Annotated in this window: 15 protein-coding genes; 9 read left to right on the top strand and 6 right to left on the bottom strand. The window is 66.4% G+C overall.

Translation table 11 applies throughout. The features are described 5' to 3' along the window. Positions 1-11 precede the first annotated feature (11 nt). The 3 genes from C5F75_RS24945 to C5F75_RS24935 all read left to right on the top strand — a co-directional run bounded on the left by C5F75_RS24945 (position 12) and on the right by C5F75_RS24935 (position 1,820). On the top strand, positions 12-497 hold the full coding sequence (locus tag C5F75_RS24945) for a type III secretion system protein (protein WP_059582604.1): 486 nt from the start codon (positions 12-14) through the stop codon (positions 495-497). A 51-nt stretch (positions 498-548) separates the two neighbouring features. Further along, positions 549-1,355, top strand: a complete 807-nt coding sequence (gene sctT / locus C5F75_RS24940) for a type III secretion system export apparatus subunit SctT (RefSeq protein ID WP_059582601.1) — start codon at positions 549-551, stop codon at positions 1,353-1,355. 75 nt (positions 1,356-1,430) lie between these two features. After that, positions 1,431-1,820 (top strand): HrpB1 family type III secretion system apparatus protein, encoded by a 390-nt coding sequence (locus C5F75_RS24935; RefSeq protein WP_059583107.1) that lies wholly within the window; start codon positions 1,431-1,433, stop codon positions 1,818-1,820. Positions 1,821-1,872: 52 nt separating this feature from the next. Here the strand turns inward: C5F75_RS24935 and C5F75_RS24930 are convergent, their stop codons facing one another. Next, positions 1,873-2,832, bottom strand: coding sequence for an aromatic alcohol reductase (locus C5F75_RS24930; protein ID WP_104012854.1), 960 nt, complete (start codon positions 2,830-2,832; stop codon positions 1,873-1,875). A gap of 92 nt (positions 2,833-2,924) precedes the next feature. On the opposite strand from C5F75_RS24930, the gene C5F75_RS24925 reads away from it, so the two are divergent. Further along, on the top strand, positions 2,925-3,338 hold the full coding sequence (locus C5F75_RS24925; RefSeq protein WP_059583104.1) for a winged helix-turn-helix transcriptional regulator: 414 nt from the start codon (positions 2,925-2,927) through the stop codon (positions 3,336-3,338). Between the two features lie 71 nt (positions 3,339-3,409). Here C5F75_RS24925 and C5F75_RS24920 read toward each other — a convergent pair whose 3' ends face one another. Continuing rightward, on the bottom strand, positions 3,410-3,808 hold the full coding sequence (locus C5F75_RS24920; protein WP_059639222.1) for a nuclear transport factor 2 family protein: 399 nt from the start codon (positions 3,806-3,808) through the stop codon (positions 3,410-3,412). Between the two features lie 82 nt (positions 3,809-3,890). Here C5F75_RS24920 and C5F75_RS24915 point away from each other — a divergent pair, with 82 nt between their 5' ends. Beyond that, positions 3,891-4,832, top strand: a complete 942-nt coding sequence (locus C5F75_RS24915) for a LysR substrate-binding domain-containing protein (protein ID WP_059582593.1) — start codon at positions 3,891-3,893, stop codon at positions 4,830-4,832. A gap of 362 nt (positions 4,833-5,194) precedes the next feature. Beyond that, positions 5,195-5,407 carry a hypothetical protein gene (locus tag C5F75_RS24905; RefSeq protein ID WP_059583102.1) on the top strand — a complete coding sequence of 71 codons (213 nt, stop codon included), beginning with the start codon at positions 5,195-5,197 and terminating at the stop codon, positions 5,405-5,407. 75 nt (positions 5,408-5,482) lie between these two features. Here C5F75_RS24905 and C5F75_RS24900 read toward each other — a convergent pair whose 3' ends face one another. The 3 genes from C5F75_RS24900 to C5F75_RS24885 all read right to left on the bottom strand — a co-directional run bounded on the left by C5F75_RS24900 (position 5,483) and on the right by C5F75_RS24885 (position 8,597). After that, on the bottom strand, positions 5,483-5,908 hold the full coding sequence (locus tag C5F75_RS24900) for an NUDIX hydrolase (protein WP_059582592.1): 426 nt from the start codon (positions 5,906-5,908) through the stop codon (positions 5,483-5,485). Positions 5,909-6,075: 167 nt separating this feature from the next. Continuing rightward, positions 6,076-7,464, bottom strand: a complete 1,389-nt coding sequence (locus C5F75_RS24895) for a nucleobase:cation symporter-2 family protein (protein ID WP_104012853.1) — start codon at positions 7,462-7,464, stop codon at positions 6,076-6,078. Positions 7,465-7,619: 155 nt separating this feature from the next. Beyond that, positions 7,620-8,597, bottom strand: a complete 978-nt coding sequence (locus C5F75_RS24885; protein ID WP_104012852.1) for a LysR family transcriptional regulator — start codon at positions 8,595-8,597, stop codon at positions 7,620-7,622. Between the two features lie 132 nt (positions 8,598-8,729). On the opposite strand from C5F75_RS24885, the gene C5F75_RS24880 reads away from it, so the two are divergent. The 3 genes from C5F75_RS24880 (at position 8,730) to C5F75_RS24870 (ending at position 11,179) form a co-directional block, all read left to right on the top strand. Continuing rightward, on the top strand, positions 8,730-9,449 hold the full coding sequence (locus C5F75_RS24880; protein WP_104012851.1) for an SDR family oxidoreductase: 720 nt from the start codon (positions 8,730-8,732) through the stop codon (positions 9,447-9,449). A gap of 240 nt (positions 9,450-9,689) precedes the next feature. Beyond that, entirely contained in the window at positions 9,690-10,025 is a 336-nt protein-coding gene (locus C5F75_RS24875) for a putative quinol monooxygenase (RefSeq protein WP_059582584.1), read from the top strand. Continuing rightward, entirely contained in the window at positions 10,022-11,179 is a 1,158-nt protein-coding gene (locus C5F75_RS24870) for an iron-containing alcohol dehydrogenase (protein WP_060967693.1), read from the top strand. The genes C5F75_RS24875 and C5F75_RS24870 overlap by 4 nt, the downstream gene beginning before the upstream one ends. Before the next feature lie 130 nt (positions 11,180-11,309). On the opposite strand, the gene C5F75_RS24865 is transcribed toward C5F75_RS24870, so the two are convergent. Further along, the gene (locus C5F75_RS24865) at positions 11,310-13,490 is read right to left on the bottom strand and encodes an ornithine decarboxylase (protein ID WP_179231771.1); all 2,181 of its coding nucleotides are present in this window, start codon (positions 13,488-13,490) and stop codon (positions 11,310-11,312) included. Positions 13,491-13,586 lie beyond the last annotated feature (96 nt).

Below are 13,586 nucleotides of genomic sequence, written 5' to 3'. Positions count from 1 at the left end.
GGAGGCAAGCGATGAAAGACCGCCGCGTTGCCGCGTTCGAGCGCGTGCTCTCGCGTCGCCGCCAGCTCGATCGCAAGCTCAATGCGGCGCTCGGCGGTTTGCGCGGCGAGCTGCAGGCGCTCATGGACGCCTTGGACGAAAGCCGCGCGGCGGTGCGCGCGCATGCGGCCGAGCTCGCCGCGCACGACGGCAAGATCGACGCGATGCTGGGCGGCGTTTCCTTCCGGGCGAATGAGTATCTGAAGCTGCGCGAATTCCGCTCGCACGCGGCCGAGCAGCACGCGATGCTCGAGGCCCGGGCGGCGCAGGCCGCACAGGCGCTCGCGGCGAAGGAGGCGCAGATCGGTGCGCTGCGCACGGAGATCCTGCGCAACCGTGCCCGCATCGACATCTACGGCAAGCGGCGCGACACGCTCGTCAAGGGTATCGAGCTCGCGATCGAGGACGCGCAGGACGAGGAAACATCGGAGAGTCGCCGGCCCAGTCCGGCGTTTTGAAGCGGCGAGCGCGCTCGCCAGCCGGCATCCATTGAGCGACAGGTGACTGAAATGAGCGAGATTACATTCGCATCGATCGAATCGAGCCATCAGCTGGTCAGGTTTTTGATCGTGCTCGGCCTTTGCAGTGAACGATTGATGGTCCTGATGATGATTTTTCCGCCGACGTCCGACAACGTCGTGCAAGGCCGCGTGCGCACCGCGCTGGCGCTGCTGTGGGGCAGCTTCATCGCGTACGGGCAACGCGGCCTGCTCGAGCAGGGCGATGCGACGATGCTCGTGGGCATCGGGTTGAAGGAGGCGCTGATCGGCGTCGGCCTCGGCTTCGCGGCGTCGACGGTGTTCTGGGCCGCCGAAAGCGTCGGCACGTACGTCGACGATCTGACCGGTTTCAATCAACTGCAGATGCAGAACCCGAGCCAGGGGCAGCAGACGTCGCTGACTTCCACGCTCCTGAGCCAGTTCGCGATCGCGGCGTTCTGGTGTCTGGGCGGCATGACGTTTCTGCTCGGCGCGATCTACGAATCGTATACCTGGTGGCCGCTTGCGAACCTCACGCCGGCCGGGGGGGCGGTACTCGAATCGTTCGTGCTGGGGAAGACCGACTCGCTGATGGAAACGGTGGCGAAGCTGGCCACGCCGATGATGCTGATGCTGCTGCTGATCGACATCGGCTTCGGCTTTACCGGGAAGGTGTCGCAAAAGCTCGATCTGCCGTCGCTGGCGCAGCCCGTGAAAGGCGCGCTCACGATTCTGATGCTCGCCCTGATGGCGGCGATCTTCATCGATCAGGTACGCGATCAACTGTCGCTCGTGGGCATCGCGGCCGAGGCGAGGGCGCTCGCGGGCGGCAAGTGAAACGCGGTGAATGCGCGAGCGCGCGCAAGTATGCGTTCGCCGATGGCGATTGGCCGAAAAAGCTTGGAGAAAAACATGATCGAGGCGTTGAGCGACAACGCGATCGTCACGGGGATGATGCACGTGCTGTGGGCCGGTGCGGTGCTCGATACGTTTTCGGACGTTCAGGACCTGCTCGATGCGATGGCGGTGCTGCGTCCCGGGAGCGGCGAAATGCGCGAGGTGCTGGCCTGGTGGCATGTGCGTGCACGCGCCTGGGGCGAGGCGCTGACCGAATTGCGCCGGGTGGAGCGCGACGGCACGCTGTCGTCGCGCGGCATGGCGCTCGCGGCTGTCTGTCTTTACGCACTTGGCGATGCATCGTGGCGTACCTATGCGTACGCGGCGGCGTACAAGTCTGATGACCCGATGGCGACGCGCACCGCCCAGGCGCTGCTCGCAGCGCCCGCGATCGGGCGTGGATAGCCGCCCGCGGCTGCGTCAAGCGGGGACCGGCCGTCTGCCCGGCCGGCCGGTTTCACGATGACTCGCCGCGGCCCGAAGCTAGGTTTGCCTCGATCCACGATGCCACGTCGGTGACCGGAATGGCGTGGCGTTGATTGAACGTCCCGCGCTTGTCCCACGCGACACCCCGCCCTTGAGCGAAAGCGGCACGATACTTCCGCATCATGTTGTGTGGGTCCCGCGCCAGTTCATCCAGCAAGTACGCCTCACTCCACACCGCACGGCTGAAAGGGCGGCCGAGGCCCGCTTGCAGCTTGTCGGCGACCTCACCGTAAGTCACGGTGTCGCCGGCCAGATACACGATCTCGTTCCGGATACGAGGTTGGGCGAACACGATCTCGGCAGTCAGTGCGCCGATATCGTCGGGCGTCGTCAGCGTCACGGCGGTGTCGAGGCTGCCCAACGCGTGGACCGTGTCGTTTTTCAGGTCAACGACACCGAAGTCCGGCTCGAACAGATAGCTCATGAACATGCCGGTCGAGATGATGACCCACTCGGTGTCGTGCTGACTGCGCAGCAATTCGCGCACGTCCAGCTGTGCGTCGAAGATGTCCTGCGGACTGCCGCGACCGATCACGTCGAAATCGACCCCGAACTGCCACGGGAAGTACCTCGGGATTCGCGCCTGCAATGCAGCGCGTGCCAATTTCATCGGCGTGTCGATTCCGGCCGTAATGCCCGCGCAACCGATTACCGTGTCATATCGCGCGAACAAGACAGCGAGTTCATCGATGGAACGCTTCACGAAATCGCCTATGACGATCTCGATCCCAAGATCCCGAATCTCCGCGATATCATGCTGCTTGGCGGGTGCGCTGGATTCGACGGCACTGGCGCGCAGCAGCACGCTGATCTTCGCGCCAGTCACGTCCTTCGCCCGGCGTGCAAGACTGCGTAGCACCGGGAGGCCGAGTTCGCCGGCACCGAGCACGAGAATGTTTCGAGACGTAGCGTCAGGATCTGTTCGGTTCATCGTTTAGCCCATCAAGGAATGCGTGGCGGCAGTCTAGCAATGCGTGGGCGTGGATGAAAGAAGGCACACGCGTGATACTGGGAGCCAGAGAGTTGGATCGAGATGAACTTCTTCAATATTCGCAGACCGTGTGTGACGGCCTGCGGGACGATGATGACGGGTTGCGGCGGGAGGTGCTTGCCCATGCCGGAAGCCGTTGGTCGCTCGGTGTCGTGCACACGCTCGGCGTGTACGGCAGGCTGCGCCATGCGGAAATCGGCAGGCGCATGCACGGGGTGACTCAGCGCATGTTGACGCGCACGTTACGGCAGCTTGAGCGTGACGGCCTCGTGCGCCGTCACGATTTCGAAGAAGTCCCCCCCAGAGTCGAATACGAGTTGTCCGACACGGGCATGGACCTGCTCGTTCGCATGGTCCCGCTGTGGACCTGGATCGTCGAGAATGCGGACCGCTTCCGTGAAGCGAGGCGGAATTTCGACAGGCAGCACCGCGACGCAAACGCGTAGTCGACGCCGCCGCGGCGGTGGAGCGGCGCTGCACAAATGCCGGCGCTCGGTATCGCGCGACATCGATTCGGTCACGCGTACTTGTCGCCGACCGTACTGCGAATCGGATGGGTGTCGTAGACGATGATCATCCGTTCGATCAGCCCCGCGATGTCGAACTCGAACACGTCGACGCACTCGAAGCGCGCCACCGAACCGTCTTTCAGGGCCCAGTCGTAGATGAAGTAACCGGTCGCACGTCGAGCGCCTGTCGTGCTGACGCAGATATCGATCGGTGTAATCTTGCTTTCTCCCGATGCGGCAGCGACCTTCGAAAAGAAGGGTTCGGCGTGCATCCAGCCGAGAAACGGCGAAAAAATCCGCGCGTCCGGCGTGAATAGCGCGCAGATGGCGCCCACATCGCCTCGCTCCAGCTCCCGAAGGTAAGTGCGAACCTGTTCCGTATAGAGTGATGCCGACGTTGAGCCCAAAATTGTCCTCCGATCATTCGTTGACGCTCCCGTTCATGCGTAGGAGCGGGGTATCCGGTAGATGCACGATAACGACGCACCGATGACCGAACAATCGAAAAATCTGCAACCCGGGTATGCGGCGCATGCATATCCGCTGGCCGACCTGACGCGGCCGCTCCCGCCGTTGGCGGCGATTCAGTCGTTCGTCGCCGCGGCGCAGCTCGGCAGCGTCAGCAAGGCGGCGGATCATCTGTGCCGTACGCAAGGCGCGGTGAGCCGCCAGATACAGCAGTTGGAAACGCATTATCGATGCGCACTGTTCGTGCGCCATGTATCGGGGCTGACGTTGACCGCGGAAGGAAATGCACTGCTGACGGTCGCGGTCGACGTGCTCACGCAATTGGTTCAGCACGCGGATTCCCGAGCACGGGCGACCGCGGTGCTCACGTTGAAGTTGCCGTCCACGTTCGCCGTTCGCTGGTTGCTCCCGCGGCTACCGGACATTCATCGTGCGATGAGCGGGACGGAGCTGCGTATTTCGACATCCGCGGACGATAAGCCGGATTTCACGACGTCCGACGTCGACGCCGTCATCGTGCGCGGCACGGGGCAATGGACCGGCATGGAGGCGGTAGCGCTATTTCCCGAGAGGCTCACGCCGATGTGCGCGCCCGCCTTGGCAACATCGCTGCGATCCGTTGCCGATCTCGCGCATGTCGATTTGCTCCATCCGGGGCCCAGCCATGCGGAGTGGCGATGCTGGCTCGATCAGGTTGGCGCGCGCCAGCTCGATGCGGGACGCGGGCTGGTATTCGATACCCTCGAATTGACGCTCGCGGCATCGACGGAAGGGCACGGCATTGCAATCGGCGACCCACGAATGGCAAGAGACCGGCTCCGCGCCGGATCGCTGGTGACACCGTTCGAGGAGGTGGTTGAAGACGGCCTGTCGTACTTCCTCGTCTATCCGCCGCAACGTGCGGAACAACCGAAAATTCGGGCCCTTGCCGACGTCTTGCTGCGACTTGCGCGAGAAGACTGATCGACAGGTGAGCGGCCGATTCGGCATTCCTCCCGATCTTCCTGCCCACCGACGCTAGATACGGAACGCCGCCGGCGGGTCTGCGTCCGTCGAAAATGCCGCGCTTGCCACCGCGGCGACGCTTCGACTCCGCGGATGCCGCGCCGAATCCGATGCGGTCCATCGATACTTGTGCTCCCGGACAGGATCATGCCGCGCCCGCGTCGCGCACCGACGCCGTACAACGGCCGCGTCCATGCAAACTTGATCGGGAAAAGCACTAGACGTACGGGAATTATTTCCCGGCTATAGTGGAATGACTGAAGGTAGATGCGGCGCTTTTTGCCGATACCGACCAGGTCTTGACCGTAGACGGGTGCTGTATGAAAAATAAAATCGAAAAGACCGCCGGACCGATGTGGGGTATGGCGGCAGGATTGCTTCTCGCGGTGGCGGGGTTGAGTCTCGGCATCCTCCCGAAGTCCTTGCATGGCTCGGGAAGCGCAAACGACTTCATGGCGTTCGGCGTCGCGATGCTGGGCATCTTCCTCGTCGTCTATTCCACGCACGAACTGCGCAGAAAGCGCTTGCACTGAGCGTTCGCGCGTCGATCCGCGAAAAAATCGATTCCGGCGGGCCGGCGGCTCGCGCGTGCCCGCGCCTTCGACGTGCTATGCGTTGCGGATTTCGTGCTTGTAGACGAGTTCGACGATGCGTTTCGTCGGGATGCTCGCGCGCAGTGCCTCGACGCCTTTGATCGGAAACCACCTGCATTTCTCGATCTCGTTGTTCGCTTGCGGCGTATGGTCCGGGCCGACTTCCGCGAAGAACACGTGATGGATTTTCGCGAGCCCGGTGAACTGCATCGCGTACACGAGATCGTGGCCCGTCATGCCGGTTTCTTCGCGCAACTCGCGATGCGCGGCGTCGAGCGGCGTCTCCCCGCGCTTGATCGTGCCGCCGGGTAGCGCCCAGCGCGACGACGCACGCGCGACGAGCAAGACGTGCTCGCCGCGGTAGCAGACGACCGTCGCGCGCTCCTTGATCGGGACGGCGCTCGCTTCGGCGGCAGTGTTGGGCGCTGGCGTTCGGGGCATGGCGCCATTCTAACCAGCGTCGATCGTTCGGCCAAGCGGCGCCGATCGGGCTGGATGAACGGTCGTCGTCGCGTGGCCGACGGCTGCGCGACGGGGCCGGGCGCGCGGGACGCCGTTGGCGCGGGGCGGCCCGTCACGCGCACCGCGCCGCCGCACGATTCGTTCGGTTACTTCTTTTCTGGCAGGAACCAGTTCATCACGAGCGCGCAGATACCGCCCGTCGCCACGCCCGATTCCAGCACGTTCTTCAGCGCATGCGGCAGGCTGTTCAGGATGTCCGGCACCTGCGATACGCCGAGGCCGAGCGCCAGCGACACCGCGATGATCAGCAGCGCGCGACGGTCGAGGTGGATGCCCGCGAGGATGTTGATGCCCGATGCGGCCACGGCGCCGAACATCACCATCGCCGCACCGCCGAGCACGGGCTCGGGCACGGCCTGCAGCACGCCGGCGACGACCGGGAACAGGCCGAGCACCACCAGCATCCCCGCGATCCAGATGCCGACGTGACGGCTCGCGACGCCGGTGATCTGGATCACGCCGTTGTTCTGCGCGAATACCGAGCTCGGGAACGTATTGAACACGCCGGCCAGCAGCGAGTTCGCGCCGTTCACGAGCACGCCGCCCTTGATCCGCTGCATCCACACCGGCCCTTCGACCGGCTCGTTCGAGATCTTGCTGGTGGCCGTCACGTCGCCGATCGCCTCGAGCGACGTCACGAGGTAGATGATCAGCATCGGCACGAACAGCGCCCACGAGAAGCCGATGCCGAAGTGCAGCGGCGTCGGCACCTGGAACAGCGCGGCCTGATGCATGCCGGTGAAGTCGAGGCGGCCGAGGAACGCGGCGGCGAGATAGCCGATCGCGAGCGCGATGACGAGCGCGGTGCTGCGCACCCACACGACCGGCACGCGGTTCAGCAGGATGATCGTGCCGAGCACGAGGCCCGACAGCGTCAGGTTCTCGGCGCTCGCGAACGTGCCCTTGGCCATCGCGCCGTAGCCGCCGCCCATGCTGATCAGGCCGACCTTGATCAGCGTGAGGCCGATCAGCAGCACGACGATGCCGGTGACGAGCGGCGTGATCAGGCGCTTCACGAACGGCAGGATGCGCGACACGCCCATCTCGACGAACGACCCGGCGATCACGACGCCGAAGATCGCGGCCATCACGGTCTCGACCGACGTGCCCTGCTTGACCATCAGGCTGCCGCCGGCGATCAGCGGGCCGACGAAGTTGAAGCTGGTGCCCTGGACGATCAGCAGGCCGGCGCCCAGCGGGCCGAAGCGCTTGCACTGGACGAAGGTGGCGATGCCGGAAATCACCAGCGACATCGACACGATCAGGGTCGTATCGCGGCTGGACACGCCGAGCGCCTGGCAGATCAGCAGGCCGGGCGTGACGATCGGCACGATGATCGCCAGCAGGTGCTGGAGCGCGGCGACGAAGGCGACCATCGGCGCCGGCCGGTCGTTCGGGCCGTAGACGAGGTCGCGGGCCGATTCTGCGGCGTCGGCGCCGCGAGAGGCGGATTGGGCGGAGGAGGCGGGTTGCATGGCGAGCGGGCCGGACGAGGTGGAAAGTGCGGCATTTTAGCCGAAGGGCCGGCCGGCGCCGCCGGGCCGGGCCGCAATGGTGACGAGCCGGTGGATCGCGCAAAAGGCGCCCGATCGGCGGCCGGCTGGTTCGAACTGCGGGATGTGGCCAACGGTCAGCCCGCGACGCGTGCTCCGTTGCCGCGCGCCGTGGTGCGCGGCGGGCGGGAATCCGGATACGCGCGCTGGCAGACGGCGATGACCGTATCGCGCAAGCGGCGGTGCACGGGGTCGCCGTGCATGCGCGGATGCCACAGCGCGGACACGAGGATCGCCGGCAGACGGACCGGAATCTCGAAACTGCGCAGCCCGAGGACTTCGGTGAGCCCCGGCGAGCACGCATTGCCGAGGCTCGAACGCGGCACCAGCGCGATCAGGTCGGTGCTGGCGGCGACACGCATCGCGTCGGGGTAGCCCGGCACGACGACGTGCACGGCGGGGCCGGGGCCGGCGTTGCCGGTCGTGTCGTCGGCCGGCCCGGCGAAATCGCCGAGCTGGGCCGCCATGACGTGGCGGCACGCGGCATAGCGCGCGGGCGTGATCCGGGCCGACGCGAACACCGGATGCCCGGCGCGCGCCACCGCGACGTGCCAGTCGTGAAAGAGCATGCGCGTGTGCAGCTCGGGTGCGTCGTCGCCGCGCTTGCCGATTTCCAGGTCGACCGTGCCGTCGCGCAGCGCTTGCGGATTGCGGTCGAGCTTCGGGACGAAGCGGATACGCACGTGCGGCGCGACGTCGGCCAGCGCGGCGACGACCGGGCCGGACAGCATTTCCATGAACGACGCGGCGGCCCGAATCGTGAACGTGGCCGTGAGCGTCGCGAGATCGACGTCGGCCGTCGCCGGCCGGAGCACGGCGCGCGCGTCGCTCGCGACCGCATGCACGCGGTCGCGCAGCGCGGCTGCGTGCGGCGTCGGCACGAGCCTGCGCCCGGCGCGCACGAGCAGTGGATCGCCGGTGGCGATACGCAGCCGCGTGAGCGTGCGGCTCATCGCGGACGTGCTCAGGCCCAGCCGGCGCGCGGCGGCGGTCACGCTGGCTTCCGACAGCAGCACGTCGAGCGCGGTGACGAGGTTCAGGTCGATGTCGTCCATGCAGACAGGATACGCTTTTGTGCCGATAACCTGGTGTCTAATGCAACTATTGATTGCATTGGATGCGTCTGGCGCCTGTCGTGGCGCGCGCCTATAGTGGGCGCATGACGAAACACGGCAAAGGCGAAAACCATGCAATCGACTGAATCGAATCGACGAAACGCGCCCGCGATCCTTCTCGTCGCGGCGTCGCGCGGCCTCGGGCTGGCGATGGCGGAGGCATTCCTGAACAAGGGCTGGAACGTGACGGGCACCGTGCGCGCAGGATCGGGGCGCACCAAGCTGCACGACCTGGCCGACCGGTTCGACGGCCGGCTCGAGATCGGCACGCTCGACATCTGCGAGCCCGCGCAACTGGCCGCGCTGCGCGAGCGCCTGTCGGGCCGGCGCTTCGACATGCTGTTCGTGAACACGGGCACGACCAACGATCCGAGCGAAACGATCGGCGAAGTGACGACCGACGAATTCGTGCGCGTGATGATCACGAATGCGCTGGCGCCGATGCGTGCGATCGAGACGCTGCAGGATCTCGTGACCGACGACGGCCTGATCGGCGCGATGTCGTCGGGGCAGGGCAGCGTGACCAACAACGTCAGCGGGATGCGCGAGGTGTATCGCGGCAGCAAGGCCGCGCTGAACCAGTTCATGCGCAGCTTCGCGGCGCGTCAGGCCGATACGCGCCGCGCGCTGGCGCTGATGGCGCCCGGCTGGGTCCGTACCGAACTCGGTGGGCCCGACGCGCGCCTGACCATCGACGAGAGCGTGCCGAGCCTCGTCGACGTGCTGCTCGCGAAGCGGGCGCGGCCCGGGCTCGAATATCTCGACTATCTGGGGCGGACGGTGCCGTGGTGAACGACGGAGGCGGCGCAAGCGCGCGGCGGCCGGCCAGGTTCCGGCTCGTCGTGAGCGTGCCGCGGGATTCGGCCTGTGGTTCGCGGCCTGTCGCGGCACTGCGAAGGCCGCGCCGATTCAATACAATGCGACGACGCGTCAGTGATACGGTGCCGCCTCATCGCGTTTGAATCCATCCGGCTCATGGCGGATCGGGGGCGCTCCCGTCGCGACGGGCTTGTGTCGAACATGGAGCGCAGCATGAACGAACCCTATCTGCAGGTCATCGCGCATTTCTTCGCGAAACCCGGCAACGGCGACCGCGTGGTCGAATTGCTGGCCGAACTCGCGCCGGCCACGCGCACCGAGCCGAAAAACCTCGACTACGCGTACTTCCGGTCGCCGGAGAACCCCGACCACATCGTGATCCTCGAGCGTTACAGCGAGGCCGACGGCCTCGACGTGCATCGGGAAACGCCGCATTTCCAGCGGATCGGTGTCGGCGCGATCATGCCGTTGCTCGATCGTCGCGAGGTGATCCGCTACATGGTGCAGCCGGACACCGGCACGGCGACGGCCCCGGGAGGCGCTCGATGAACCCGTTTCAATTCCGTACCGTTCCGACGCAGATCGTCGAATTCGGCGCCGCGCGCCGGCTCGGCGCGCTGTTGCGCGAACGCTTTCCGGCGCTCGCGCGGCTGTGCGTCGTCACCGATGCGTTCCTGCATCGCAGCGGCGTGCTCGCGCCCGCGCTGGCGAGCCTCGCCGCGCACGGCTGGCAGGTCACCGTGATCGACGACGTGATCGCCGATCCGCCCGAGCACGTGGTGCTCGACGCGACCGCGCGGGCCGTCGCGGCCGATGCCGAGATCGTGCTCGGCCTCGGCGGCGGCTCGTCGATGGACGTCGCGAAGCTGATCGCGGTGCTCGTGCCGGGGCAGCAGGCGCTGGCCGACATGTACGGCGTCGACAAGGTCGCGAGCGCGCGGCTGCCGCTCGTGCAGATGCCGACCACGGCCGGCACGGGCTCCGAGGTCACGGCCGTGTCGATCGTCACGGTCGGCGAGGCGCGCAAGATGGGCGTCGTGTCGCCGCACCTGTTCGCGGACGTCGCGATTCTCGACGCGGAGCTCACGCTCGGCCTGCCGCGCGCGGCGACGGCCGCTACCGGCATCGACGCGATGGTGCATGCGATCGAGGCGTACACGTCCGCGCGGCTGAAGAATCCGGTGTCCGACATGCTGGCGACGCACGCGCTGACGCTGCTGTCGCGCAACCTGCTGGCCGCATGCGACGACGGGCAGAACCGGCACGCGCGCGAAGCGATGCTGGTCGGCGCGATGTTCGCGGGGCAGGCGTTCGCGAATGCGCCGGTCGCGGCCGTGCACGCGCTGGCCTATCCGGTCGGCGGGATCTTCCACGTGCCGCACGGTTTGTCGAACGCGCTCGTGCTGCCGCACGTGCTGCGCTTCAACGCGCCGGCCGCCGCGCCGCTGTATGCGGAACTGGCGGCGATCGTCGCGCCGTCGGCCACGGGCAGCGACGAAGCGAAAACGCACGCGCTGATTGCCGAGATCGACCGGCTGATCGTCGCGACGGGCATTCCGCGCACGTTGCGCGAGGTCGACATCGGCGAGGCCGACCTGCCGAGGATGGCGTCGGACGCGATGCTGCAGACGCGCCTGCTCGTGAACAATCCGCGCGAGGTGACCGAGGCCGACGCGCTGGAGATCTATCGGCAGGCGTGGTGACGCGGCGGGCGCGCGTGGCGCATCGCCCGGCAGGATTCACGACGCGCGCACGACCGGCCGCGCGAGCCGTGCCGCAACCCACGTGCATGCCGGCGCGACGGCCACGAGCGTGCCGAGCCGCCCGCCGTGCCTACATGCGCGACGCGTCGGCGCCGGCTGCCACCACGTACGCCGACGCCTGCTTCGTGCCGTCCGGCTTCGTCTGCAGGTACACACCCTGGATTTCCGGTTCGAAGCCGGGCAGCGCGTTGATCCCGGCCTCCAGCGCGCGGAAGTAGTCGAGCGCCGGGCCGCCCCATACTTCGCCGGGCACCACGCAGAAGATGCCGGGCGGATAGGGCAGCGCGCCTTCGGTCGCGATCCGGCCTTCGATGCGATCGAGCGTGACGAGTTCGACGTCGTTGCGGATCAGCTCGGCATTCGCGGCCTGCGGCAGCATCGCCTGCTTCGGGAACTGCGCACGCCGGAACATCTGTTTCTGCAGATGCTTCATGTCGTGGCTGCGATAGAAATCATGCATGCGCTGGCACAGCTGCCGCAGGCGCATCGTGCCGTACAGCTCGGGATAGGCTTCGCACAGCGACGGAATCGCTTCGCGCAGCGGCGTGTCCTGATCGAGATGGCGTTCGAATTGCGCGAGGTGAGCGACCAGATGCTGCAGCTTGCCGAAGCTCTCCGACGGCGTGAGCAGGAACAGGATCGTGTACAGGTCGGCCTTCTCCGGCACGACGCCGTGCTCGCGCAGGTAGCGCGCGAGGATCGGCGCCGGCGCGCCGAACGGCGCGTATTCGTGCGTGTCGCGATCGATGCCGGGCGTGGTCAGCAGCAGCTTGCACGGATCGACGAAATACTGGTCGTCCGCATAGCCTTCGAAGCCGTGCCACGTGTCGGCCGGATGGAAGCGGAAGAAACGCAGGTCGTCGACGATCTGCTCGGTCGGGTAGTCGGCCCACGGGCGGCCGTCGATCTGCTGCGGAACGAACGGGCGGATCTGGCGGCACGTTTTCAGCAGCAGCTTGCGCGCATCGACGCCGTGTGCGACGCAGTCGCGCCACAGGCGCTTGCCGGCCGGGCCCGCATGCATCTGCGCGTTGACGTCGAGCGCCGCGAACATCGGATAGAACGGACTCGTCGACGCGTGGATCATGTACGCGTTGTTGAAGCGCCGGTGATCGCAGAAGCGCTTCTGGCCTTCGATGTGGCTGTCCTTCTTGTGGATCTGCGACGTCTGCGAGAAGCCGGCCTGCTGCTTGTGCACCGACTGCGTGACGAAGATGCCGGGATCGTCGGGCCCGAGCGTCAGCATCAGCGGCGAGCAGTCCTGCATCATCGGGATGAACTGCTCGTAGCCGACCCACGCCGAATCGAACAGGATGTAGTCGCACAGATGCCCGATCCGGTCGACGATTTCGCGCGCGTTGTAGATCGTGCCGTCGTAGGTGCCGAGCTGGATCACCGCGAGCCGGAACGGGCGCGGCAGATCGGCGCGCTCGGGCGCGACGTCGCGGATCGCGTCGCGAATGCGCGCTTCGCCGAGCGCCGCGCTGTCGACGCCGCCGATGAGGCCCCACGCGTTGCGCGCGGTCTCGAGGTAGACCGGCCGCGCGCCGGACAGCACGAGCGCGCCGAGGTGCACCGACTTGTGGTTGTTGCGGTCGAACAGCACGAGATCGCCGGGCGCGAGCAGCGCGCTCGTGACGACCTTGTTCGACGTCGACGTGCCGTTCAGCACGAAATACGTCTTGTCGGCGTTGTAGATCCTTGCGGCGTTGCGCTGTGCTTCCAGCGCCGGCCCTTCGTGGATCAGCAGGTCGCCGAGCCGCACGTCCGCGTTGCAGAGATCCGCGCGAAACAGCGTCTCGCCGAAGAAATCGAAGAACATCCGGCCGAGCGGGTGATTGGAGAAGAACTGGCCGCCCTGATGGCCGGGGCAGTCGAACTCGACGTAGCCGCGCTGCACGTAGTCGCGCATCACCTTGAAGAACGGCGGCAGCAGACTCTCGCTGTAGATGTCGGCGGCGGCGGAAATCTGCCGGCCGTAGTAATGGCGGCCGCCGTGGCGGAGCTGGATCACGCCGCTCGCGCTCGGCAGGACCGACGGCGGCACTTCCTGGTCGGGCTCGACCGCGACGAAGAACGGAATCGCGAAGCCGGTTCTTTCGACGGTTTTCAGCACCTTTTCCGCGGCGTCGATACCGACGACGATGGCCGCGATATTCGTGAAATCGGTCTGAAATACGTCGACCTGTTCGTGCGTGGTGAGGAAGGCGCCGATCAGCGCCGGCTCGACTGCGATTTTCAACAGACTCACGCGAACTCTCCGGTAAATGACCTGAAACGGGAGCCGCATTCACGCCGATGGGTCATGTCGATACGACGCGCGCCGCAGCCGATTGAAATGCTCCCG

It is taken from the genome of Burkholderia anthinoferrum (assembly GCF_002925705.1).
GTDB classification, from domain to species: Bacteria; Pseudomonadota; Gammaproteobacteria; order Burkholderiales; family Burkholderiaceae; genus Burkholderia; species Burkholderia semiarida.
The sequence above is the reverse complement of the archived record's forward strand: the minus strand, read 5'-3'. Positions and strand labels throughout refer to the sequence as shown.